Below are 19,500 nucleotides of genomic sequence, written 5' to 3' on the forward strand. Positions count from 1 at the left end.
TCACCGGCTCTCCGTGGTGGGGCCGGTGCCGGCGGCGTGGCCCGCTATCAAGTGCTGGACGAGTGCGAGCAGAGCGTCGATGGAGGAGTTGGTGTCGCGGGCGTCGCAGACGATCATGGGTGTGTCGGGTTCCAGGTCCAGCGAACCGCGCAACTGCTCCTCCGTGTAGGTGCGCGTGTCGGGGAAGGTGTTGAGCGCGACGGCGTACGGCAGCCCCGACTCCTCGACCAGACCGAGGACGTCGAAGGAGTCGTCGATACGACGCGAGTCGACGAGGACGAGTGCCCCGAGCGCCCCGTGGGCGATGTCCGCCCACAGGGCGCGGAACCGTTCCTGACCGGGGGTGCCGAACAGATAGAGCACGATCCCGGCGTCCAGGCTGATCCGCCCGAAGTCGATGGCGACGGTCGTGGTCGTCTTGTCGCGTACGCCCGCGAGGTCGTCCACGGACACGGACGCCTCGGTGAGGTGTTCCTCGGTGTGCAGGGGGCGGATCTCGGACACCGAGTCGATCAGCGTGGTCTTGCCCACGCCGAACGGGCCCGCCACCAGGATTTTCGCCAACTCGCTGGTGGTGTCGGGCAGATGCAACCCGTCCACGCCGGCGCCGCTGGTGCTACTGCTTGAGGGCGCGGAGGCCATCGGCCACTCTCTTCAACAGGTCGGGTGCGGGCAGGGCGGCCGGGGGGACGGGCGCGCGTAAGCTCACCAGCCCCTGGTCCGCCAGCTCGGCGGCGAGTACGCGGACGGCGGAGACCGGCAGCTCCAGCAGGGCCGCGGCCTCCACGAGGGTGAGCGTCCCGCCGTCGAGCACGTCGAAGAGAGCGTGCCGGGCGGCGGGCAGCCCGTCGGGGGCGGGTCCGGTCCCCCCGGTCAGCAGTGAAAGCCGCTCCAGTTCGGTGTGGCTCGGCCGAGCCACCCCGCCGGTGGACAGATAGGCGGGAACGAGTGGGCGGCCGCTCCTGCGGCCGGTCATACCGGAGCGCCGCCCTCCGCCGCGCGTGGTGCGGCGGTCATGGTTTTCTCACCGAGTCTGGCCACCTGTGAGTGCACCCGGTGGGCGAGCAGGTCGAGCCGTACCTCGGGGCCTCCGTACGCGGCCACACAGGTGCCGTGCGAGGTGGGCGCGACCAGGATGTAGCCGTGGTCGGACTCGATGACGATCTGGCGGATCTCGGCGTCGTCGTGGTCGGCGAAGGCGGCGGCGGCCGTACGGCACGCGCCATGCACGGTGCTGGTGATCGCCGCCGTGCGTTCGGCGGTGGCCTGGGTCAGCGCGTCCGTGTAACCGGAGACGAGGCCGTCTCTGGTGAGCAGGACGGCTGCCCGCACATGCGGGATTTCCAGGATCGGATCAAGCACCCACGCCGTTTCGCCGGCGTCGCGGCTTTTCATCGCGGGTCGTTCCCTTCGGGGTCGGCGGTGGATCGTGCCGCTGCGGTACCGGACTGGAGCGCCCCGAGCGCCGCGGCGGAGTGTTCGGGGGTACGGGCGGGCGGCTGGGCCTGCGCGGGGACGGGCCGGGCGGCCGGAGCCGGGGCTTCGGCGCCGGGGCGGGCGGTGCGGCGGCTTCTGCGCTGGGGCAGGGCGTCGTCGCCGGGCGGAGTGTCGGGGTCGACGTCGTCGACGGGTGAGGGGGCGGGGTAACGGTCGTCGGCGAAGGGTGAGCCGGTGTGCGGGGACCCGGGGTGCGGGGTCATCTCAGGGGTCGCGGGCGGGGCCGCCCGGCGGGCGGCCGCCCGTACGTTCCGCGAGGCGGAGGCGGTTCTGACGGGCAGCTTCCCGGCCGTCTCCGGCCTGGCGGGCTGTTCCGGTGCCCCGGCGGGGCGGGTGGAGCGCGGGGCCGCGGCGGCGGGCGGGCGGAGGGACGGGTCGACATGGCTGAGCAGGTGACTGTTGACCAGCAGCACCGCGCGTACCCCGCCGTACGGAGACGGGGTCGACAGGTCGACGGACAGGTCGAACTGCCGGGTGAGCTGGCCGATCGCGGCCAGCCCCATGCGGGGCGGGTCGCCGAGGTCCGACAGCAGGATCGGCTCGCTGCTCGCCACCATCCGCTGTGCGTAGGCGCGTTCGTCGGCGGACATGCCCACACCGGCGTCGTCGATGGTGACGGCGACCCCGTGGTGGGCGCGTTCCAGGTTCACCGTGACATCGGTGTCCCGTGAGGAGTGCCGCAGCGCGTTGTCGAGGAGTTCGGCGACGATGATCGCGACCGGCTCGACGGCGTGCGAGACGAGCGCGGTGCCCGGCTCCAGATGGTTGTTGACGCGCACGCGGTGGTAGCCGACGATCCGTGACTGGCCACCGGTGACCGCGTCCACCAGGTGCGACTCCTCGCGGGCCAGGCCCACCCAGGCGCCGCACACCACGGCGGCGACCTGTGCGCGCCGCAACGACTGTTCGTTCTCGTGGTCGAGTTCGAACAGGGTCTGTGCCAACTCGGGCTCGTCGTACTGCTGTTGCAGCCCTCGGAGCACGTCCTGGAGCCGGTAGAGCCCGGCCTGGATCTCCCGGGTGGTGCCGCGCATGCCGGCGCGCGCCGCCGCGTCGACCCGCTTGCGCTCCTGCTTCATGACGGCCAGCAGGCCGTCGATCACCCCGTCCAGACCGGCGCCGGGGCCGGTGCGGGCGAATTCGGAGTTGAGTGGTCCCGGCACCTGGACGTGCGGGTGCGCGGCACGGGTCGCCACCGCGGGGATCCGCTTCTCGGCGAGGTGCGCGATCTCGGCGGTGAGCGCTTCGGACGCGCGCCCGGCCTTCGACCGCTCGTTGTCGAGGCGGTCCCGCAAATGGGTGATCTCCGCGCGGAGTCCGGCCCGGTCGCGGCGGGACCGGAGCAGCCCGGCTGCCAGGACGAGCGCCAACAGAGTCCCGGTGGCCAGGCCGCTCGCGGCCAGGACCGTTATCTCGATCATGGGACGGACCTCGGGAGTTCGGGGAAGTCTGGCGGGTCCGGAGACTACGACCGAGGACAACGTTCACCCTCGCCGTGGTAACCGACGGCGCAACTCACCTTACGCACCGTGAGCGCGAACACTACCGCTCCCCGAGTCGGCGATCTCACCTTCCGCGCGACCGTGTTGGCGGGCCGACTGTCCGGCGCGGAAGGGGAGTTCCGCGCCGGGCAGCGGCCGTATCGGGGGCGCGCGCCGGGGTACGAGGCGGCTTCACGGAGCCGGTCGCGGGGCCCCGGTTCCGGCTGGAATCGGGGTGCGACGAGGCCGTCGTCCGAGGCGCGCGCCGGTTCAGCCGATCGTCACTCGGAAGATCTTGTCCGACCCGGCGGGCTCACCGCCGTTGCCGTCCGCGTTGGTCGTGGAGAGCCAGAGCGCGTTGGTGCCGGGCACTTTCGTGACACCGCGCAGTCGCCCGTACGTGCCGACGTAGTGCGCCTGCGGCGTGCCGACGTTCTCGTTGCCGGAGTTGATCGGGATCTGCCAGAGCCGTTCGCCGCGCAGTGACGCCATGTAGACGGCGTTGTCGACGATGGCGATACCGCTGGGTGAGGCCTCGGCGGTGGTCCAGGTGGCCTTCGGGTTGGTCATCCCGGCGGTGGAGCAGGTGCCTTCGCAGATGGGCCAGCCGTAGTTGCTGCCTGCCTTGACGAGGTTGAGTTCGTCCCTGGCGTTCTCGCCGAGTTCGGCCTCCCAGAGACGGCCCTGCGGGTCGAAGGCGATGCCCTGCGGGTTGCGGTGGCCGAGGCTGAAGACATGGTTGCCGAAGGGGTTGCCGGGCGCCGGGGCGCCGGCCGTCGTCATCCGCAGGATCTTGCCGTTGAGCGAGTTCCTGTCCTGGGCGAGGGAGGTGTTCTGCGCGTCGCCCGTCGAGGCGTAGAGATAGCCGTCGGGGCCGAAGGCGAGGCGGCCGCCGTTGTGGTACCTGTTCTTCGCGATGCCCTTCAACAGGGCCGTGTAGCCGGTGAGTCGGGTGCCGTCGTAGGTCATCCGGGCGATCCGGTTGCCCTCGGACGAGGTGTGCATGAAGTACACGAAGTGATTGCTCGCCCAGTTCGGGTCGACGGCGACGCCCATCAGGCCGCCCTCACCGCCGGTGGTCTGGGACTCGGGGACGGAGCCGACCTCGGTCCGCTGCCCGTTCGGTGTCACCTTGAAGACCTTGAAGGTGTTGCGCTCGGTGACCAGCGCCGACGAGTTGTCGGGCAGCCAGTACATGCCCCACGGGATCGAGTAGCCGGTGGAGATGGTGGTGATGTTCGTCGGGACACCGGCCGCGGCGGCGGGCGCCTTGGCCGCGGCCTCCTGGGCGGCGGGCGGCTCGCTCGCGCCGGCGGTCTGGACGAGTCCGGCGACGAGCGCCGCGGCGGCGACCGCGGCCGCCGCCGTCCTGACGAGGGTCTTCGTCGGCTTGCTGCCCTGCATGGATTCCTCCGGGAGGAGTGGGGGGTGGGAGAGGTGGGAGGTGGTGCGGGAAAGAAAGTTCTAAGGGTGACCCGGTGCGGTCACGTGGCGCGCGGCGCCGTGATCCTCGGCGCCGTGATCCTCGGCGCCGTGATCCTCGGCGCCGTGATCCTCGGGGTGGTCCTTGAGATGGCGGTCCTTGGGGCCGTCCCGGTAGACGTACGGGGGCGCCGCGCCGACCGGGAGGGCGTCCACCAGGTCGCGTACGAGGGCGTGGTCGGGCGACAGACTGCAGGCCGGGTCCGTGCGCGCGGCATCGCCGGTGAGCGCGTGGGCCTGGCAGCGGCAGCCGCCGAAGTCCTTGGTCCGCAGCTCACAGCTGCGGCACGGGGCGCGCATCCACTCCTCGCCCCGATAGAGGTTGAAGGCCGTCGACTCGTGCCAGATCCACTCCAGGGAGTGGTCCTTGACGTTGGGGGCGTCCAGTCCCGGCAGGGCGGCGGCGGCCGGGCAGGGATAGACGGTGCCGTCGGGCGCGACCGTCAGCGAGACGGCGCCCCAGCCGCCCATGCAGGGCTTGGCCGTCCCGTCCACGTAGTCCGGCACGACCCACACCAGGTCCAGCCGCCCGGCCAGCCGTTCCCGCCACCGCTCGACGGACTCCCGGGCCCGGGAGATCTGGGCCCGGTCGGGCAGGAGCGCGTCGCGGTTGCGCAACGCCCAGCCGTAGAACTGGGTGTTGGCCAGCTCGACGCGCTCCGCGCCCCAGGCCAGGGCGAGTTCGACGAGGTCGTCCAGGGCGTCGAGGTTGGCGCGGTGCAGGACGACGTTGAGACCGAGCGGCAGGTCCGCCGCGCGCACGAGCCCGGCGGCACGCTCCTTCGCCGCGAACGAGCGTGCACCGGCTATGAGTTCGGAGGCGGCGGGGTCGGCATGCTGCACAGAGAGCTGCACGCTGCGCAGCCCGGCGTCCACCAGCGCGGCGAGCCGCCGCTCGTGCAGGCCGACGCCGCTGGTGACGAGCTGGGTGTGGATCCCGGCGCCGTCGGCGGCGGCGACGATCTCGGTCAGGTCGCGGCGGAGCAGCGGTTCACCGCCGGAGAGATGGCTCTGTACGACTCCGAGGTCGGCGGCCTGGCGGAACACCCCGGCCCACTGATCGGTCGTCAGTTCACTTTCCCGGCCGACCAGTTCGAGGGGGTTGGAGCAGTACGAACAGCGCAGCGGGCAGCCGTGGCTCAGCTCGGCGAGCAGCGCCCACGGCGGGTCCGGCCTGGTCGGTTCCGTCACTTGAGCCAGCCTTCCGCGCGTAACCGCCCCAGAAAGACCGGGACTTCGTCGGCGACGGGTGCGCCGGGGTGCTGTGCGGCGAGGGTGGCGACGATCGCGCCGACATCGTTGGCGCCGTCGCAGAGGCGCAGGATGGATCCGGCGTTGCCCTGGAGCACGACGACGCGCTCGGGCAGGACGAGCAGGTCCTTGTCACGGACCCGGTCGTGCCGGAAGACCACCGACCGTGAGAGCACCGGTTTCCAGGCGGTGTCGATGTTCGGGGGTGGTCCGGTCGTCATGGGCGCTCCCCCGCGCGGTGGTCGACGCCGTGGTCGATCCCGTGGTCGACGCCGTGGTCGATCGCGTCCAGCAGGGACCAGAGCACGTCGCACTTGAACCGGAGCGCGGCGACGGCCGCTTCCTGCTCCCGCCTGGTCGTGGCCCATTCGACGACCAGGGCCAGGGCCTCCCGGCTGTCCCGCCCGCCTTGTCCGATGCGGTCGCGGAAGTAGATCAGTCCGTCGGCCTCGATCCAGCGGTAGTGGAGTTCGAACGCCTCGATGCGGGTGCGCATGATGCCGGGCGCCGCCAGTTCGGTGAGGGAGGCGGCGACGGCTTCGAGCGGGGAGCCCAGTCGGCAGAAGTTGACGTATCCATCGACCGCGAGCCGTACACCCGGCAGGACTTCCGCGCCGGAGCACAGCCGCGCCCGGTCGATCCCGGCGGCCTCGCCGAGCCGCAGCCAGCGCTCGATGCCGCCCTCGCCCTCCACCGGTCCGTCGTGGTCCTGGATGCGGCGGAGCCAGGAGCGGCGCAGCGAGGAGTCGTCGAACTTGGCGAGGATCAGCGCGTCCTTGACCGGGATGTGCCGCTGGTAGTGGAAGCGGTTGATGATCCAGCGGCGCAACTCGGCCGGTTCCAGGGTGCCTTCGTGCATCCGTACGTTGAACGGGTGGCGGTCGTGGTAGCGCTCGGCGGGGACGGCGCGCAGCCGGTCCGTGAACTCCTCGGGGCTCCAGGGCCCGCCGGTGCGTGTCGCTGTCGGGGCGGCTGTGCTCACAGCTCGATCACCATTCGGTCGGCGGCGACTTCCAGGCCCCACTCCCCGAGCAGCGTGTACTGCGGGGCGTCCGGGTCGCCGAGGGGGTTCGTGTTGTTGAGGTGCGTGTAGAGGCAGCGGGCGCGCAGCCCGGAGAGCCGGCGTGCGGTGCCGCCCGGTCCGGCGATCGGCAGATGCCCCATGCCGGTGGCGGTCCTGGCCGAGATGCCGGTCCGTCGGGGTTCGTCGTCGTCCCAGAAGGTGCCGTCGACGATGACGCAGTCGGCGGCCTCGACGGCGTCCTGGAAGGCGTCGGTCCAGCGGGCCAGGGCGGGCGCGTAGACGAGGCTGCGTCCGGTCGCCGTCTCGCGCAGTCGCAGGGCGACCACCCAGGTGTGGTCGTCGTCGGCTCCGGTCGCGGCGACGGCGTAGCGCGGGCGTTTGGGCGAGACTGGTACGGCGTCGATCTCGACGCCGCCGCTCTTGGTGAGCGGCACGGGCTCGCCGCCCAACTCCCGCCATTCGAGGCGGGTGTACGGGGTGAGGAGGTCGTCCAGTCTCATGAGCCCGGTCAGTGCGCCGTGGACGGGCCGGGTGGCGAGGACGTCGAATCCGTCGGCCTCGCGCAGCCGGGCGAGGCCCAGGGTGTGATCGAGTTCGGCGTCGGTGAGGATCACCCCGGCCACCGGTGTGTCACGCGGGCCCGGTCCCGGCCGCAGTGCGGGGCTGTCCTCGATCTGGTCGCCGATGTCGGGGGTCGCGTTGACGAGGTACCAACGGTCCTCGTCGGCGCGCAGGGCGAGTGAGGCATGACGGCGGCGCCGGTGCGGATGGGCGCGTGCCCCGGCGCAGCCGGGACACGCGCAGTTCCACTGGGGCAGTCCGCCGCCCGCCGCGGTGCCGAGCACCTGCAGCAGCATGGCGGCGGGGTCTACCGGTCGGTCAGGGCGTAGGCGGTGACCTCGAGCGCGGTCTCGACGACCACGAACTCGGGGGTCTGCCAGTTGATCGTGCCTTCCGACGCTTCCTGCGCCGATTCCGGTGAGTCCTTCATGAGTTGTTGCCTGCCTTCCTGAGATGTGGGGGTTCAGGGAGTGATTCAGGAGTAACTACTCGTCGACAACTGCTCGGTGACGCACGACGGTGCGGGGCCACCGAACGCCGATTCACATGAGTGTCCGGCGTTCAGTCATCTGCAACAGCGTTACGTCTTGGTCCGACGCGGTCAATGGGTCGGACCGCTCTCATCGGACCACATCCCGACGCGGATCGGTGGTCGTCCACGCGCCAATTACCCTTGTGGGTGGCTTTCATCGGCCGCATCGAGCCTGATGACCAGCTCCGGGCGGTCCCACATCACCGCGGGCGGGTTCGCCGCCACCGTACCGACGCGTTCGGCGCCCACGCCGCGGTAGAAGCCCTCGGCGGGCGGGTGCGACACCACACGTACGGCGTCGACACCGGCTTGGCGCGCCTCGCCTTTCATGTGCTCGACCAGCCGCCGCCCGACCCCGAGGCCCTGCGCGGCGTCGGCGACGAACATCAGGTCCAGCTCGGGCGGGGCGAGCAGCAGGGCGTAGAAGCCGAGCAGCCGGTCGTCCGGAGCGGTGGCGAGGAAGACCCGGTGGGTCTCGATGTAGTCGGGCCCCACCCGGTAGCCGGCGATCATGGGCGCGTACGGGCCCTCGTAGGCGCTGGACGCCTGGATGAGCCTGGTCAGCCGCTTGGCGTCGCGCGCGGTGGCGCGCCGGACGGTGCCGGCCGCCGCGGACCGGGCGGCGGCACGGCTCGTGGCGGTAATACGCGAGGTCATGATCCGAGTATTACGCATCCGTGGTGCGGGCCGGGCACGGGCCCGCCGGGCTGCCGGGTCCCGGCCCCCCTTGTACGGTCGGAGGGAGGGCCGCGACGGCCCTCCCTTCCGGACGAGAGGACGCAGCCATGCTCGGCAGAAGCAAGGCGTTCAGCGGTTTCGCCGTGGACGACATCCCGAGGGCCCGTCTCTTCTACGGCGAGACGCTGGGGCTGGACGTCGCCGAGGCGAACGGCATGCTGCGACTGCGTCTCGCGGGCGGGGCCGAGGTGCTGGTGTACCCGAAGCCGGACCATGTCCCCGCCACGTACACGATCCTCAACTTCCCGGTGGACGACATCGAGACGGCCGTCGACGAGCTGGTCCGGCGGGGCGTGCGTTTCGAGCGCTACGCCGCCATGGAGACCGACGACCGGGGCATCTTCCGGCTCGGCGGCCCGTACATCGCGTGGTTCACCGACCCGGCGGGCAACACGCTGTCCGTGCTCCAGGACCGTCCGGCCTGATCAGTCCTTCTCCGTCCTGGCGTTGTCGCGGCGGGCCCAGGCCGGCAGGACGAACCAGCAGAGCACGAACCACAGGACGAGTCCCGCGACGATCCACAGCGCGACGGCGTTGTGCAGCGCCACGCGCAGTATCAGCAGCAGGGCCGACGCCATCGTGCACAGCAGGAAGACCAGCCCGACGACGGTGAGCCGGGACGCCCACTCGACCATCTGGGGCTTCAACTGCCGCCCGGTGACCATCCGGTGGAAGGACACGGGCGCGATGAGCGCGCCGGTGGTGACGGCTCCGAGGACCACCGTCGCGAGGTAGATGTTGGTGTCGGTGTCCGACAGGTCGGTGAAGCGCGGCTGGAAGACGACGGTGAGCAGGAATCCGAACAGGATCTGCACCCCGGTCTGAGCGACGCGTACCTCCTGAAGCAGTTCCACCCAGCGCCGGTCGGCCTGCTCCTCCGGCGACTCGTCACGGCCCTCGGGTGCGGTGCTGCCGGGTCTTCTCTTGTCGTCCGTCATGTGCTTCCGGGTTTCCCCGACGGACGCGTTCATGCCAGGCCCGGGGCGCACGGTCGATCACGCCGGTCGCGGCCGCTCACGCCGCTCACGCCGAACGTGGCCGGTCACAGCGGGAGAAAGTACGTAGGTTAGCCTTGCCTTCGTTTGACCGGGTGGTCGAACGTCACCGAGATCGAACGTGCGGCGAGGAGCAGAGCGTGGAGGCTGACGCGTCCGGGCGTGGCGTCATGCGCGCCACCGTCCTGGGACAGCGCCGGAGTGTCGTCCTCAGCTCGGTGCTCGGCGCGGCCCACCAGATCGGCGAGGCGCTCGTTCCCGTCCTCATCGGTCTGGTCGTCGACCGCGCCGTCGTCCACCCCGACGGTGGCGCGCTCGCCCGGTGGCTCGTCATCCTCGCCGTCGTCTACGTGATGCTCTCGCTCGGTTTCCAGGCCGGCGCCCGGATCGCCGAGGGCGCCGCCGAACGCTCGGCGCATCTGCTGCGGCTGGATGTCGTACGGCGGGTCCTCGCCCCGCACGGCGGCACCGAGGCGGGCCGGCCGCCCGGCACGCTGGTGACCGTCGCGACGGAGGACGCGCGCCGGGTCGGGGCCGTCAACATGGCCGCGCCGCTGGGCATCGCGGCGGTGGTCGGGGTGGTCGCGGGCGCGGTGTTCCTGCTGCGTACGTCGCTGACGCTCGGCCTGCTCGTCCTGCTCGGCGCCCCGGTACTGATGATCCTCGGCCACTTCCTGGCCCGTCCGTTGCAGCAGCGCAGCGAGGCCGAGCAGGAGCGCGCGGCGCACGCGTCGGGCGTCGCGGCCGATCTCGTCGCCGGGGTGCGGGTGTTGAAGGGGCTGCGGGCGGAGCGCGCGGCTGTCGAGCGCTACCGGCGCACCAGCCGCGAGTCGCTGGCCGCGAACATCCGCGCCGCGCGGGCCGAGGCGGTCCAGAGCGGTCTCATGGTGATGCTCACCGGCGGATTCATCGCGCTGGTCGCCCTGGTGGGCGGCCGGCTCGTACTGACGGACTCCATCGGTCTCGGCGAGCTGGTGTCGGCCGTCGGGCTCGCGCTGTTCCTGCCGGGGCCGATCGGGGTGCTCGCGTGGGTCGGCGCCGAGCTGGCGCGTGGCCGGGCGTCGGCGGCGCGGATCGCCGAAGTGCTCTCCGCGCCCGGGGAGTTCACCGACGGCGAGCTGCCGCCGGTCACCCTGCCCGCGCCGCCGCGCGGCGAACTGCGGCTGCGCGGACTCACCCAGGACGGTCTCACCGGACTCGACCTCCTCGTACGGCCCGGTGAACACCTCGGCATCGTCGTCACCGACCCCGCCGACGCGGCCACGCTGCTGCGCTGTCTGGCACGGCGCGTCGACCCGGCGGCGGGACACGTGGAACTGGACGGTGTGCCGATCCGGGCGCTCGCGCCCTCGGAGCTACGGGCGGCGGTGCTCGTCGCGGAGCACGACGCGCAGCTCTTCGACGGCAGCCTGCACGACAACATCACCGCCGCCGCGCCCGCCGGTGCGGATCCGCGGCGCGCGACTGCGGCGGCGGGCGCCGACGAGGTCGCCGCGACGCTGCCGGGCGGTGGCGCGGCCCCGGTCGGCGAGCGGGGCCGCTCGCTCTCCGGCGGACAGCGCCAACGCGTCGCGCTGGCACGGGCGTTGGCGGCCGACCGGGCCGTGCTGGTCGTGCACGACCCGACGACCGCCGTGGACGCGGCCACCGAGGCGCGGATCGCCGTCGGGATACGCGAGCACCGAAAGGGCCGTACCACCGTGCTCGTCACCAGCAGCCCCGCGCTGCTCGCCGCCGCGGACCGGGTGGTGCTGATCGACGGGGGCCGGATCACCGACAGCGCCGCCCATGAGGACCTGGTGGGCCGCAGCTCGGTCTACCGGACGGCAGTGCTGACGTGAGCGCCGGCAGGGACGGCATGGCGGACGGGGCACGGGAGTTGCTGCCCGTCGCCTCGGCGGCCAGGACCCGCGCGGCGGTCGTGACGCTCGTACGCCCCGACCGCCCGCGCGCGGTCCTCGCGCTGGCCGTACTGGTCGCGGCGACCGCGGTCGGACTGCTCGTCCAGCCGCTGCTCGGCCAGGTGGTCGACATCGTGGCCGACCGCCGTCCGGCCGACGATCTGACGCTGCCGGTCGTGCTGCTGGTCGTGGTGGCCGTAGTGCAGGGTGCGGCGACGACGCTCGGCCTCACCCAGGTCGCCCGCCTCGGCGAGACCGTACTGGCCAGGCTGCGCGAGCAGTTCGTCGACCGCGCGCTGTCACTCCCGGCGGACCGGCTGGAACGCGCGGGTTCGGGTGACCTGACGGCACGGGTGACCGGCGATGTCGCGCGGGTGGCCGAGGCCGTACGGTCGGCGCTGCCCGAACTGGCCCGCTCGGTGCTGGCGATCGTGCTCACGCTCGCCGCGATGGCGGTGCTGGACTGGCGGTTCCTGCTGGCCGCGCTCGTGGCGGTACCCGTGCAGGCGCTCACGGCGCGCTGGTACGTCCGCCGGGCCGTCACGCTCTACGCGCGCCAGCGGGTGGCGACGGGGGCGCAGCAGCAACAGCTCCTGGAGACGATCGGCGGCGCGTCGACGGTACGCGGCTATCTGCTGGAGACGGAACACACGGAACGGGTCGCCGCCAGGTCCCGCGCGGCGGTCGACCTGACGATGCGTGGTGTACGGCTGGTGCTGGGCTTCTACGGCCGGCTGCACGTGGCCGAGTACCTGGGCCTCGGAGCCGTACTGACCATGGGCTGGCTGCTGGTCGGCGACGGCGCGGTCTCGGTCGGCACGGCGACGGCCGCCGCCCTGTACTTCCACAGCCTGTTCGGCCCGGTGAACGCGGCCCTGGTCCTGCTGGACGACGCCCAACAGGCGGGCGCGGGCCTGGCCCGGCTGGTGGGCGTGACGGACCTGCACGAGATCGAGAACGCGGGGGGCCGGCCGGGCGGTCGGGTGGACGGGGCGGGTCGGGTACCGGCCGCGCGTCGGCGCGGCGCGGCGGCGCCGGGGACTGGAACGGCCGCGACGGGGGGCGGCGGCGGGCCGCACGCCAAGGCCCGCGTGGCCGCCGAAGGCACGGCCACCGGTGGGGAGTCGGCGGCGGCCGACACCAGCACCGACACCGACGTGGCCGCCACCGGCACGGTCGGCGCCGAGGCGGACGCCGCAGCCGGGACCGACAGCTCGGCGGACGCCGACGGCGGGACCGACGTCGCTCGCGGTGTGGCCGATCGTGGCGGGGCCACAACCACGACCCGCACCCCCGCCCCAGGCACCGCCGTCGCCTCCCACCGCGACGGCGGCGACGCCGTCGTCGTCAACCGGGTGAGTCACGCGTACGGGGCCGGGCCCGTCGTCCTGCACGAGGTGTCCCTCGTGCTCGCCGTCGGTGAGCAGGTCGCGTTGGTCGGGACCAGTGGGGCCGGGAAGTCCACCCTGGCCCGACTCGTCGCCGGGGTGCAGGCGCCGGCCGGTGGGAGCGTGTGGGTCGGTGGGCGGGGCGTGGTGCTGGTCACCCAGGAAGTGCATGTCTTCGCCGGGACGCTCCGCGACGATCTGCGCCTCGCCCGCGCCGACGCCACCGACGCCGAGTTGCGCGACGCCCTGTCGACCGTGCACGCGCTGTCCTGGGCCGAGGCCCTGCCCGACGGTCTTGACACCGTCGTCGGCGAGGGCGGGCACCGGCTCGACGCGGCGCGGGCTCAGCAACTCGCCCTCGCCCGGCTGGTGTTGACCGATCCCCCGGTCGCCGTGCTCGACGAGGCGACGGCCGAGGCCGGCAGCGCGGGTGCCCGCGTGCTGGAGCGTTCGGCGGCTGCCGCGCTCGCCGGCCGTACGTCGCTGGTCGTCGCGCACCGGCTCACCCAGGCAGTGGCCGCCGACCGGGTCGTCGTACTCGACGGCGGGCGCGTCGTCGAGAGCGGCCCGCACGAGGCGTTGCGCGACGCCGGCGGGCCGTACTCCGCGCTCTGGACCGCCTGGTCGGGCAGCCGGACCGCCTCGCCGCCCTGATCCCCCCCTCGCCCCCCACGTCTTCCTGTCCGCTCCATCCGATCCCCGAGGACCGCATATGTCCCAGCACACCCGACTCACCGCCACGGCCGTCTCGGCCGTGCTGCTCCTGGGCACCGCCGCGTGCGGTTCCGGCGACGACGACAGCGGCAGCGACGGCAAGGCCTCGGCCAAGGTGACCGTCAAGCACAAGTACGGCAGCACCGAGGTCCCCGTGGACCCCGAGCGCGTCGTGACCGTCGGCCTCACCGACCAGGACGCGCTCCTCGCGCTCGGCAAGGTCCCGGTCGGCACCACCGAATGGCTCGGCGGCTTCAAGGGCGCGATCGGCCCGTGGGCGGCCGACAAGCTCGGCGGCAAGGCGGCGCCGACCGTACTGAAGGACACCGGTACCGGACCGCAGCCGGAGAAGATCGCCGCGCTGCGGCCCGACGTGATCCTCGCGCTGTACGCGGGTCTCACCAAGGAGCAGTACAACACCCTGTCGAAGATCGCCCCGGTGGTCGCCCAGCCCAAGGAGTACCGGGACTTCGGCATTCCGTGGCAGAAGCAGACGGAGACCGTCGGCACGGTGCTCGGCAAGTCCGACGAGGCGAAGAAGCTCGTCGCGGACACCGAGAAGCACATCGAGGACGTGGCGGCGAAGTACCCGCAGTTCAAGACCGCGACCGCGGCGGTGGCGACTCCGTACGAGGGCATGTTCGTCTTCGGCAGCCAGGACACCCGGCACCGGCTTCTCCAGTCGCTGGGCTTCGGCCTGCCCGACGGGCTCGACAAGGCGATCGGGGACGAGTTCGGCGCCAACATCAGCAAGGAGCGCACCGATCTGCTCGACACCGACGCCCTCGTCTGGCTGATGACGGACCCGGCGAAGGACGGCCCGAAGCTGCACAAGGACCCGCTGTACGGGAAGCTCGCCGTCGTCAAGGAAGGCCGCGAGGTACTCGTGAAGGAGCCCAGCGACTTCGGTTACGCCGTCTCGTTCGGGTCGCTGCTGAGCGTGCCCTACACCGTCGACCGGCTCGCGCCGATGCTCGCCGCGGCCGTCGACGGCAAGCCGGCCACCAAGGTCAGCTCGCCGGCGTCCTGACGATGGCCGGGACCGAGAGCAAGGCCCGCGGCGAGAACGTGACGGAGAAGGCGGCCGGCAAGGCGGCCGGCAGGGTGAGCGCGAACGTGACCGGGCGCGCGACCGTCGCCGACGCCGTCGGCCGTGACACGCGGTGGCGCCCCGCGCTGCTCGTCACCCTCATCGCGGTCGCGTTCGTCGCGCTGTGTCTGCTGTCGCTCGGGCTCGGCGCCCTGCGGATCCCGCCCGGTCAGGTGCTCGACGTCCTGACCGGGCAGCCGGTCGGCGCGCGCGTCGAGGACGTGATCATGTCGGTACGGGTCCCCCGTACCGGTCTCGCGGTGGCGGCGGGCGCGGCGTTGGGTCTGTCCGGCGCGGTGATGCAGGCGCTGACGCACAATCCGCTCGCCGATCCCGGCATCCTCGGGGTGAGCGCGGGCGCCGCGTTCGCCATCGTGGTCGCCGCCGGGCTCCTGGGGCTGAGCGGGCTGAACGGCTACATCTGGTTCGCGTTCGCCGGGGCCATGGCGGCGAGCGTGCTCGTCCACCAGCTCGGGCGCCTCGGCCGGTCCGGGCCCACCCCGGTGAAGCTGGCCCTCGCCGGGGTCACCATCACGTCCGTACTGACGTCGCTGACCAGTGCCATCGTTCTGACCGACCCGGACGCGCTGGACCGCTACCGGTTCTGGTCGGCGGGTTCGCTCGCCGGTCAGGACGCGGGGACGGTCCTGCGGATCCTGCCGTTCCTGGTCGTGGGCGCCGTACTCGCGGTGCTCATCGCCCCGGCGCTGAACAGTCTCGCGCTCGGTGACGACGTCGCCACCTCGCTCGGGCGCCGGCTGGGGCTGCTGCGCCTCCAGGGCGTCATCGCCGTGACGCTGCTGACCGGCGGTTCCGTCGCCGTGATCGGGCCGGTGGTCTTCATCGGCCTCGTCGTCCCGCATGTCGCGCGGGTACTGGCCCAGTGGGCGGGCATCGGTCCGGACCATCGGTGGCTGCTGCCGCTCTCCGCCGTGCTCGCCGCCTGTCTGCTGCTCGCCGCCGACATCGTGGGCCGGCTGCTCGCCAGCCCCGTCGAGGTACAGGCCGGTGTCATCGTGGCGTTCATCGGCGGACCGTTCTTCGTCGTCCTGGTCCGGCGGCGCCGGCTCGCGGAGGTATGAGCCATGACCGTCGATGTCAACTCCCCTGTTTCCAAAGGGCTTTCGAAAGGTCCGGCGCGACGGGGCCGGCCCTTCCGGCTGGCCAGGCCGCCGGTCTCCGGCGTCGTACGCCCCCGTCTCCTCGCCGTCTGCGCCGTGCTCGCCGTCGCGGTGTTCGCGGCGCTGTGCTGGGACGTCTCGGTCGGCGAGTACGGCATCCCGCTGACGGACGTCGCCGGCGCGCTGACCGGATCGGGCGACGCGGGGACCGCCCTCGTCGTCCAGGAACTGCGGCTGCCGCGCGCCATGGTGGGCCTGCTCGCGGGTCTCGCCCTCGGGGTGTCCGGCGCGCTGTTCCAGACCATGACCCGCAATCCGCTCGCCAGCCCCGACATGATCGGGCTGACACAGGGCGCCGGTACGGCGGTGGTCGCGGGCATCGTCCTCGGCTGGGACTTCGGCCTCGGCCCTCAACTGCTCGGCCTGCTCGGCGCGTTGGCCAGCGCGCTGCTGGTGTACACGCTGGCCTGGCGGCGCGGTACGACCGGCTACCGGATCATCCTCGTCGGCATCGGCGTGTCCTGGATGTGTCTGAGCGCGACCGACTATCTGCTCGCCCGGGGCGGCCGGTTCGAGGCGCAGGCGTCGATGGGCTGGCTCGTCGGAAACCTCAACGGACGCGACTGGCAGCAGGGCGCGCCGCTCGCCGTGGCCCTGGCGGTGCTGCTGCCCGCCGCGCTGCTGATGGGTCGGCTGATGCGTACGCTCCTGCTCGGCGACGACGTGGCGAAGGGGCTGGGCACCCGGGTCCAGACGGTGCGGCTGGTGGTCCTGCTGGTGGGAGTCGGCCTGGTCGCGTTCGCGACCGCCGCCGCCGGTCCGGTCGCCTTCGTGGCGCTGGCCGCGCCGCAGATCGCCCAGCGGCTCGCCCGTACCGCCTGGCCGCCGCCGCTGGCCGCCGGGCTGACCGGCGCGCTCGTCGTCCTCGTGTCCGACGTCCTGGCACGCGAACTGATTCCCGACACCGAACTGCCCGTCGGGATCGTCACCGGGGTGCTCGGCGCACCCGTGCTCCTGTGGCTGCTCGTCCGCGTCAACCGCGCGGGCTCTGGAGGCTGAACCGATGTCGACCACCGTTCCCGAACCCGCCCCGGCCGCCGGCGCGACGTCTGTCGCCGCCGATGCCGACACCGGCGATCCGGATCTCCGCGCGGAGGGGCTGCACCTCGCGTACGACGACCGGCCCGTCGTCACGGACCTGGACCTGGCCGTGCCGCCGGGCCGGATCACGGCCATCGTGGGCGCCAACGCCTGTGGCAAATCGACCCTGTTGCGGGCACTGGCGCGACTGCTGACACCCCGTCAGGGCGCGGTGCGGCTGGACGGGCGCGAGCTGCACTCCATCCCCACGCGGGAGCTGGCGCAGCGGCTGGGCATCCTCCCGCAGGCTCCGGTGGCGCCCGAGGGGCTGACCGTCGTGGACCTGGTCACGCGCGGGCGTTCGCCGCACCAGACCTGGTGGCGGCAGTGGACGAAGGCCGACGAACAGGCCGTCCACGACGCCCTGGAGGCGACGGCGACGACCGAGCTGGCCGACCGCTCGGTGGACGAGCTCTCCGGCGGGCAGCGGCAGCGCGCGTGGATCGCGATGGCGGTCGCGCAGGGCACCGGTGTGATGCTGCTGGACGAGCCGACGACGTATCTGGACCTGGCCCATCAGATCGACGTGCTCGATCTGATCGTCGACCTCAACCGCGCCGAGGGGCGCACGGTGGTGATGGTGCTGCACGACCTCAACCAGGCGTGCCGGTACGCCGATCACCTCATCGCGATGAAGGCGGGCCGCGTCGTCGCGGAGGGCGCGCCGGCCGATGTCATGACGGTGGAGACGGTCGAGGACGTCTTCGGGCTGCGGTGCCGGATCGCGACCGACCCGGTGAGCGGCACCCCGTTGGTGATCCCGCTGGGGAGGCACCACGGCGGTGGTCCGGATCAGGGTCAGGGTCAGGGTTCCGGACTGGATCCCGACCATGTTTCGGTGGCGGATCTCTGACGGATTAACACGCCTCGGGCCGTCGCACAAGAGAATCGGCCTGGCCGGAAGCGGTCAGTCCGGATACCGCCGACTCGGGGCCGTAGCGAATGTTTTCAGCCATCGAGCCGGTGAACTCAAGTCGTACGTACGCCCCATACCGCCACACCGGCAACAGCGCCGATCCCCGCCACCCGCCTGCCGACCGGCCCGGAGCCCGGCAGTACACACCGCTCATACCGGGTACCGAATCGCCTTGCAAACCCTGTGTGTTCGTGACGTGACCCGTCGCAGCTCCTCGGTATACAGGCTCAAACCCGCCGCCTCGCTGGGAGTTCGCGCCCGAGGCGCGCACCGCGGTCCCGTTCCCGGCAGCTTTGCAGCAAACCGCTGGCCACGCGGGTGCGAAGCGGTGCCGGCGCCCCGGCGGAGGAACCGCCGCGGGGTTCCGGGGCGCGGGCGATCGGGGGTCCGGAAGTCGGCCTTGTGTACGAGGCGTGGCCCGTCAACGATTCCAACCGTGCGGAACGACAGGTACCGAACCGGTGACGACCGGCCACGGACCGTCGCACGAGACAACGGCCCACACCCCACGGGGCCGTGCGTTCCCCCCACCGATGGAGGATTTCGTGACCTTCAAGCGCTTCTCCCCCCGCAACGGCGTGTCCAGACGCGCTCGTGTTCTCGCCGTGTCGACCGGTCTGCTGGCCGCTGTCGCGCTCGCCGTCCCGTCCGCCGTCGCCGCCCCGGCGCCCGACGCCAAGGTGACGGCCGCTCAGCTCGCCACCGCCAGCTCCGCGGTGCTCGACGCCGACGTGGCCGGCACCGCCTGGTACACCGACAAGGCCACCGGCAAGATCGTCGTCACCGCGGACAGCACCGTCTCCGCGGCCGAGCTGGCCGAGGTCAAGTCGGCCGTCGCGGACACCGACGCCGGCCTGACGATCAAGCGCACGCCCGGCACCTTCAGCAAGCTGATCGCCGGCGGCGAGGCCATCACCACCGGTGGCGCGCGCTGCTCGCTCGGCTTCAACGTGACCAACGGCAGCGCGAACTACGCGCTGACCGCCGGTCACTGCACCAACATCGGCAGCAGCTGGTCCATCGGCACCACCGTCGGTTCCAGCTTCCCGGACAACGACTTCGGGATCATCCAGCACTCCGACCCGGGTGCGGCCGACGGCAGGGTCTACCTGTACAACGGCAGCTACCAGGAGATCACCGGTGCGGGCGACGCCTCCGTCGGCCAGGCCGTTCAGCGCAGCGGCAGCACCACCGGTCTGCACGGCGGCACGGTCACCGGCCTCAACGCCACGGTGAACTACGGCGCCGACGGCGTCGTGTACGGCATGATCCAGACCAACGTCTGCGCCGAGCCCGGCGACAGCGGCGGCGCGCTCTTCGCCGGCACCACGGCGCTGGGCCTGACCTCCGGCGGCAGCGGCAACTGCTCCTCCGGCGGCACCACGTTCTTCCAGCCGGTCACCGAGGCTCTCAGCGCCTACGGCGTCTCGATCATCTGAGGCCTCCCCCGGAACTTCGAGGGTGACGATCCTCCGAGTTCCTGAAGGACGCAGGGATACGCATCCCCGGCGGGCCGCGCCCATGGCGCGGCCCGCTGTCGTATGCCCGCGCTGTCCTATACCCGCGCCGTCGTACACCCGGTTACGCAAGCCCGACATCGAACGAGGGTGGTCGCGGTCCCGGCCGATTCCCGTACGGTCCCCGTCCGATTCGTTCAAGACCGCCCCGG

At 72.3% G+C, this 19,500-nt stretch carries 20 protein-coding genes; 8 read left to right on the plus strand and 12 right to left on the minus strand.

Going from position 1 to position 19,500, the window contains the following annotated elements:
* The 11 genes from ACFUN8_RS01360 to ACFUN8_RS01410 all read right to left on the minus strand — a co-directional run bounded on the left by ACFUN8_RS01360 (position 1) and on the right by ACFUN8_RS01410 (position 8,485).
* On the minus strand, positions 1-642 hold the full coding sequence (locus ACFUN8_RS01360; protein ID WP_383629917.1) for an ATP/GTP-binding protein: 642 nt from the start codon (positions 640-642) through the stop codon (positions 1-3).
* A complete protein-coding gene (locus ACFUN8_RS01365; RefSeq protein ID WP_356584695.1) occupies positions 617-976 on the minus strand; it encodes a DUF742 domain-containing protein in 360 nt (119 codons plus the stop codon). The genes ACFUN8_RS01360 and ACFUN8_RS01365 overlap by 26 nt, the downstream gene beginning before the upstream one ends.
* Positions 973-1,395: a roadblock/LC7 domain-containing protein gene (locus tag ACFUN8_RS01370; protein ID WP_383629919.1), complete on the minus strand. Its 423-nt coding sequence runs from the start codon at positions 1,393-1,395 to the stop codon at positions 973-975. Before ACFUN8_RS01370 ends, ACFUN8_RS01365 begins: the two co-directional genes overlap by 4 nt.
* A complete protein-coding gene (locus ACFUN8_RS01375) occupies positions 1,392-2,918 on the minus strand; it encodes an ATP-binding protein (RefSeq protein WP_383629921.1) in 1,527 nt (508 codons plus the stop codon). Before ACFUN8_RS01375 ends, ACFUN8_RS01370 begins: the two co-directional genes overlap by 4 nt.
* A 330-nt stretch (positions 2,919-3,248) precedes the next feature.
* Entirely contained in the window at positions 3,249-4,382 is a 1,134-nt protein-coding gene (locus ACFUN8_RS01380) for a PQQ-dependent sugar dehydrogenase (protein WP_383629923.1), read from the minus strand.
* Between the two features lie 60 nt (positions 4,383-4,442).
* Positions 4,443-5,651 carry a pyrroloquinoline quinone biosynthesis protein PqqE gene (pqqE, locus tag ACFUN8_RS01385; protein ID WP_383629925.1) on the minus strand — a complete coding sequence of 403 codons (1,209 nt, stop codon included), beginning with the start codon at positions 5,649-5,651 and terminating at the stop codon, positions 4,443-4,445.
* Positions 5,648-5,932, minus strand: a complete 285-nt coding sequence (gene pqqD, locus ACFUN8_RS01390) for a pyrroloquinoline quinone biosynthesis peptide chaperone PqqD (protein ID WP_383629927.1) — start codon at positions 5,930-5,932, stop codon at positions 5,648-5,650. The genes pqqE and pqqD overlap by 4 nt, the downstream gene beginning before the upstream one ends.
* Positions 5,929-6,693: a pyrroloquinoline-quinone synthase PqqC gene (gene pqqC, locus ACFUN8_RS01395; protein ID WP_383629929.1), complete on the minus strand. Its 765-nt coding sequence runs from the start codon at positions 6,691-6,693 to the stop codon at positions 5,929-5,931. Before pqqC ends, pqqD begins: the two co-directional genes overlap by 4 nt.
* Complete coding sequence (pqqB, locus tag ACFUN8_RS01400) at positions 6,690-7,592, minus strand: pyrroloquinoline quinone biosynthesis protein PqqB (RefSeq protein WP_383629931.1); 903 nt, start codon at positions 7,590-7,592, stop codon at positions 6,690-6,692. Before pqqB ends, pqqC begins: the two co-directional genes overlap by 4 nt.
* A gap of 11 nt (positions 7,593-7,603) precedes the next feature.
* Positions 7,604-7,726 (minus strand): pyrroloquinoline quinone precursor peptide PqqA, encoded by a 123-nt coding sequence (pqqA, locus tag ACFUN8_RS01405; RefSeq protein ID WP_383629932.1) that lies wholly within the window; start codon positions 7,724-7,726, stop codon positions 7,604-7,606.
* 237 nt (positions 7,727-7,963) lie between these two features.
* A complete protein-coding gene (locus ACFUN8_RS01410) occupies positions 7,964-8,485 on the minus strand; it encodes a GNAT family N-acetyltransferase (RefSeq protein WP_383629933.1) in 522 nt (173 codons plus the stop codon).
* A 128-nt stretch (positions 8,486-8,613) separates the two neighbouring features.
* Between ACFUN8_RS01410 and ACFUN8_RS01415 the strand changes: the two genes are divergently transcribed.
* Positions 8,614-8,991, plus strand: coding sequence for a VOC family protein (locus tag ACFUN8_RS01415; protein ID WP_383629935.1), 378 nt, complete (start codon positions 8,614-8,616; stop codon positions 8,989-8,991).
* Here the strand turns inward: ACFUN8_RS01415 and ACFUN8_RS01420 are convergent, their stop codons facing one another.
* The gene (locus tag ACFUN8_RS01420; RefSeq protein ID WP_383629937.1) at positions 8,992-9,504 is read right to left on the minus strand and encodes a DUF6328 family protein; all 513 of its coding nucleotides are present in this window, start codon (positions 9,502-9,504) and stop codon (positions 8,992-8,994) included. It lies immediately after the preceding gene.
* Positions 9,505-9,701: 197 nt separating this feature from the next.
* Between ACFUN8_RS01420 and ACFUN8_RS01425 the strand changes: the two genes are divergently transcribed.
* The 7 genes from ACFUN8_RS01425 (at position 9,702) to ACFUN8_RS01455 (ending at position 19,270) form a co-directional block, all read left to right on the plus strand.
* Entirely contained in the window at positions 9,702-11,402 is a 1,701-nt protein-coding gene (locus ACFUN8_RS01425; protein WP_383629939.1) for an ABC transporter ATP-binding protein, read from the plus strand.
* Between the two features lie 17 nt (positions 11,403-11,419).
* Positions 11,420-13,504 (plus strand): ABC transporter ATP-binding protein, encoded by a 2,085-nt coding sequence (locus ACFUN8_RS01430; RefSeq protein WP_383630073.1) that lies wholly within the window; start codon positions 11,420-11,422, stop codon positions 13,502-13,504.
* 58 nt (positions 13,505-13,562) lie between these two features.
* On the plus strand, positions 13,563-14,594 hold the full coding sequence (locus tag ACFUN8_RS01435) for an iron-siderophore ABC transporter substrate-binding protein (RefSeq protein WP_383629941.1): 1,032 nt from the start codon (positions 13,563-13,565) through the stop codon (positions 14,592-14,594).
* A 146-nt stretch (positions 14,595-14,740) separates the two neighbouring features.
* Positions 14,741-15,736: a FecCD family ABC transporter permease gene (locus ACFUN8_RS01440; protein ID WP_383630075.1), complete on the plus strand. Its 996-nt coding sequence runs from the start codon at positions 14,741-14,743 to the stop codon at positions 15,734-15,736.
* 3 nt (positions 15,737-15,739) lie between these two features.
* On the plus strand, positions 15,740-16,834 hold the full coding sequence (locus ACFUN8_RS01445) for a FecCD family ABC transporter permease (RefSeq protein WP_383629943.1): 1,095 nt from the start codon (positions 15,740-15,742) through the stop codon (positions 16,832-16,834).
* Between the two features lie 4 nt (positions 16,835-16,838).
* Positions 16,839-17,768 carry an ABC transporter ATP-binding protein gene (locus tag ACFUN8_RS01450; protein ID WP_383629945.1) on the plus strand — a complete coding sequence of 310 codons (930 nt, stop codon included), beginning with the start codon at positions 16,839-16,841 and terminating at the stop codon, positions 17,766-17,768.
* Between the two features lie 608 nt (positions 17,769-18,376).
* Positions 18,377-19,270, plus strand: coding sequence for a S1 family peptidase (locus ACFUN8_RS01455; RefSeq protein ID WP_383629947.1), 894 nt, complete (start codon positions 18,377-18,379; stop codon positions 19,268-19,270).
* Positions 19,271-19,500: the final 230 nt, after the last annotated feature.

It is taken from the genome of Streptomyces sp. NPDC057307 (assembly GCF_042667665.1).
Lineage (GTDB): Bacteria > Actinomycetota > Actinomycetes > Streptomycetales > Streptomycetaceae > Streptomyces.

Bases quoted from the DNA above. Each gene is read 5' to 3' on its own strand.
- ACFUN8_RS01360 (WP_383629917.1), bottom strand. From the start codon at position 642: ATGGCCTCCGCGCCCTCAAGCAGTAGCACCAGCGGCGCCGGCGTGGAC.
- ACFUN8_RS01365 (WP_356584695.1), bottom strand. From the start codon at position 976: ATGACCGGCCGCAGGAGCGGCCGCCCACTCGTTCCCGCCTATCTGTCC.
- ACFUN8_RS01370 (WP_383629919.1), bottom strand. From the start codon at position 1,395: ATGAAAAGCCGCGACGCCGGCGAAACGGCGTGGGTGCTTGATCCGATC.
- ACFUN8_RS01375 (WP_383629921.1), bottom strand. From the start codon at position 2,918: ATGATCGAGATAACGGTCCTGGCCGCGAGCGGCCTGGCCACCGGGACT.
- ACFUN8_RS01380 (WP_383629923.1), bottom strand. From the start codon at position 4,382: ATGCAGGGCAGCAAGCCGACGAAGACCCTCGTCAGGACGGCGGCGGCC.
- pqqD (WP_383629927.1), bottom strand. From the start codon at position 5,932: ATGACGACCGGACCACCCCCGAACATCGACACCGCCTGGAAACCGGTG.
- pqqB (WP_383629931.1), bottom strand. From the start codon at position 7,592: ATGCTGCTGCAGGTGCTCGGCACCGCGGCGGGCGGCGGACTGCCCCAG.
- pqqA (WP_383629932.1), bottom strand. From the start codon at position 7,726: ATGAAGGACTCACCGGAATCGGCGCAGGAAGCGTCGGAAGGCACGATC.
- ACFUN8_RS01410 (WP_383629933.1), bottom strand. From the start codon at position 8,485: ATGACCTCGCGTATTACCGCCACGAGCCGTGCCGCCGCCCGGTCCGCG.
- ACFUN8_RS01415 (WP_383629935.1), top strand. From the start codon at position 8,614: ATGCTCGGCAGAAGCAAGGCGTTCAGCGGTTTCGCCGTGGACGACATC.
- ACFUN8_RS01420 (WP_383629937.1), bottom strand. From the start codon at position 9,504: ATGACGGACGACAAGAGAAGACCCGGCAGCACCGCACCCGAGGGCCGT.
- ACFUN8_RS01430 (WP_383630073.1), top strand. From the start codon at position 11,420: ATGGCGGACGGGGCACGGGAGTTGCTGCCCGTCGCCTCGGCGGCCAGG.
- ACFUN8_RS01435 (WP_383629941.1), top strand. From the start codon at position 13,563: ATGTCCCAGCACACCCGACTCACCGCCACGGCCGTCTCGGCCGTGCTG.
- ACFUN8_RS01445 (WP_383629943.1), top strand. From the start codon at position 15,740: ATGACCGTCGATGTCAACTCCCCTGTTTCCAAAGGGCTTTCGAAAGGT.
- ACFUN8_RS01450 (WP_383629945.1), top strand. From the start codon at position 16,839: ATGTCGACCACCGTTCCCGAACCCGCCCCGGCCGCCGGCGCGACGTCT.